The sequence below is a fragment of the Streptomyces sp. B6B3 genome (assembly GCF_039871525.1).
Taxonomy (GTDB): Bacteria; Actinomycetota; Actinomycetes; order Streptomycetales; family Streptomycetaceae; genus Streptomyces.
This window is the reverse complement of the sequence record NZ_JBDPLU010000055.1, coordinates 2,501-4,882: the sequence shown is the minus strand read 5'-3', so window position 1 is coordinate 4,882 and position 2,382 is coordinate 2,501. Positions and strand designations below refer to the sequence as shown.

General features: G+C 57.6%; 1 rRNA gene (running past one end of the window). It reads right to left on the bottom strand.

Annotated features, from left to right (window positions below):
- Nucleotides 1-26 precede the first annotated feature (26 nt).
- Nucleotides 27-2,382 (bottom strand): 23S ribosomal RNA (locus ABGB06_RS39280) (it continues 754 nt past the right edge of the window).

Below are 2,382 nucleotides of genomic sequence, written 5' to 3'. Positions count from 1 at the left end.
AAAAGTCATAGTGGACGCGAGCATCTGCGGACAAGCCCTCGGCCTATTAGTACCAGTCAACTCCACCCCTCACAGGGCTTCCATCCCTGGCCTATCAACCCGGTCGTCTTCCGGGGGCCTTACCCCCTCAAGGGGGTGGGAGTCCTCATCTCGAAGCAGGCTTCCCGCTTAGATGCTTTCAGCGGTTATCCTTCCCGAACGTAGCCAACCAGCCATGCCCCTGGCGGGACAACTGGCACACCAGAGGTCCGTCCATCCCGGTCCTCTCGTACTAGGGACAGCCCTTCTCAAGACTCCAACGCGCACAGCGGATAGGGACCGAACTGTCTCACGACGTTCTAAACCCAGCTCGCGTACCGCTTTAATGGGCGAACAGCCCAACCCTTGGGACCAACTCCAGCCCCAGGATGCGACGAGCCGACATCGAGGTGCCAAACCATCCCGTCGATACGGACTCTTGGGGAAGATCAGCCTGTTATCCCCGGGGTACCTTTTATCCGTTGAGCGACGGCGCTCCCACAAGCCACCGCCGGATCACTAGTCCCTGCTTTCGCACCTGCTCGACCTGCCAGTCTCACAGTCAAGCTCCCTTGTGCACTTACACTCACCACCTGATAACCAACCAGGCTGAGGGAACCTTTGGGCGCCTCCGTTACTCTTTAGGAGGCAACCGCCCCAGTTAAACTACCCACCAGACACTGTCCCTGATCCGGATCACGGACCCAGGTTCAGGCATCCAGCACGATCAGAGTGGTATTTCAACAACGACTCCACCCACACTGGCGTGCGAGCTTCACAGTCTCCCACCTATCCTACACAAACCGAACCGAACACCAATATCAAGCTGTAGTAAAGGTCCCGGGGTCTTTCCGTCCTGCTGCGCGAAACGAGCATCTTTACTCGTACTGCAATTTCACCGGGCCTATGGTTGAGACAGCCGAGAAGTCGTTACGCCATTCGTGCAGGTCGGAACTTACCCGACAAGGAATTTCGCTACCTTAGGATGGTTATAGTTACCACCGCCGTTTACTGGCGCTTAAGTTCCCAGCTTCGCCCCGAAAGGCTAACCAGTCCCCTTAACGTTCCAGCACCGGGCAGGCGTCAGTCCGTATACATCGCCTTACAGCTTCGCACGGACCTGTGTTTTTAGTAAACAGTCGCTTCTCGCTGGTCTCTGCGGCCACCCCCAGCTCCAGCAGAAAATGCCTTCACCAGGAACGGCCCCCCTTCTCCCGAAGTTACGGGGGCAATTTGCCGAGTTCCTTAACCATAGTTCACCCGAACGCCTCGGTATACTCTACCTGACCACCTGAGTCGGTTTCGGGTACGGGCCACCATGAAACATCGCTAGAGGCTTTTCTCGACAGCATAGGATCATCCACTTCACCACAATCGGCTCGGCATCAGGTCTCACCCATAAACGCTGCACGGATTTCCCTGCACAGCGGGCTACACCCTTACCCCGGGACAACCACCGCCCGGGCTGGACTACCTTCCTGCGTCACCCCATCACTCACCTACTACCCCATCGGGTCACCGGCTCCACCACTCCGATATCGTCCGAAGACTCCACCGGCGGCTTCACGGGCTTAGCATCAAGAGATTCAGCGTTGGCGCTCCACGGCGGGTACCGGAATATCAACCGGTTATCCATCGACTACGCCTGTCGGCCTCGCCTTAGGCCCCGACTTACCCTGGGCAGATCAACTTGACCCAGGAACCCTTAGTCAATCGGCGCAGGAGTTTCCCACTCCTGTATCGCTACTCATGCCTGCATTCTCACTCGCACACCATCCACAACACGGTTACCCGGCTGCTTCACCCGATGCACGACGCTCCCCTACCCACCACACAAAAGTGCAGTGACACGACTTCGGCGGTGTACTTGAGCCCCGCTACATTATCGGCGCGGAACCACTCGACCAGTGAGCTATTACGCACTCTTTCAAGGGTGGCTGCTTCTAAGCCAACCTCCTGGCTGTCTGAGCGACTCCACATCCTTTCCCACTTAGCACACGCTTAGGGGCCTTAGTCGATGCTCTGGGCTGTTTCCCTCTCGACCACGAAGCTTATCCCCCGCAGTCTCACTGCCACGCTCATCTTACCGGCATTCGAAGTTTGGCTAAGGTCAGTAACCCGGTAAGGCCCATCACCTACCCAGCGCCCTACCTCCGGCAAGAACACGCAACGCTGCACCTAAATGCATTTCGGGGAGAACCAGCTATCACGGAGTCTGATTGGCCTTTCACCCCTAACCACAGGTCATCCCCCAGATTTTCAACTCTGGTGGGTTCGGGCCTCCACGCGGTCTTACCCACGCTTCACCCTGCCCATGGCTAGATCACCCCGCTTCGGGCCTTGGGCATGCTACTCAAACGCCCT